Consider the following 549-nt stretch of genomic DNA (forward strand, 5'->3'; position numbering starts at 1 on the left):
TTCCATCAGTGTTATATATCATAAGTCAAGGCAGTGTTCTAGTGAAAAAGCAGAAGATTAAACGGTCACCATTTAAAGCAACCACTATTTGCATTTACTTCAGTGATAAGATGAATTTGGCAAGTTCCTCAGCTTGGACTTTGGTTACGTACTGCGGTGGCATTGGTACTGGTCCCCATGTTCCCACGTTTCCATTCCTTATCATCTTTGCCAAAAGCGGAACATATTTAAGGTTGTGGTGATACTTGACTGCCACATCTTTCCAAGCTGGACCTATTACCTTATGATTAATGGCATGACATGCAAAACAGCCTTTTTCTTTAGCAAGCTCTTGGGGACTTATGGCTAACGCACTAGTCTGAGGTATCAAGACTCCGCTAAATACCAATGTAACTACTTTGTTTCTTACGTTGATCTTCATAAATTTAACCTCCTCTGCTACAGTTTCGGTAGATTCTGCGATCTACTACCTCGGTTTGCTATTCCACTTAGGATAGTTACTACTAAGATCCTTGTTGTTCATTATATAGTATATAGTAATAAAGTAGA

Annotated in this window: 1 protein-coding gene; it reads right to left on the reverse strand. The window is 39.0% G+C overall.

Translation table 11 applies throughout. The features are described 5' to 3' along the window. Nucleotides 1-94 precede the first annotated feature (94 nt). The gene (locus ACP5S8_RS08550; protein WP_461876512.1) at nt 95-421 is read right to left on the reverse strand and encodes a c-type cytochrome; all 327 of its coding nucleotides are present in this window, start codon (nt 419-421) and stop codon (nt 95-97) included. Between the last annotated feature and the right edge of the window lie 128 nt (nt 422-549).

It is taken from the genome of Hydrogenobaculum sp., from assembly GCF_049967395.1.
Lineage (GTDB): Bacteria > Aquificota > Aquificia > Aquificales > Aquificaceae > Hydrogenobaculum.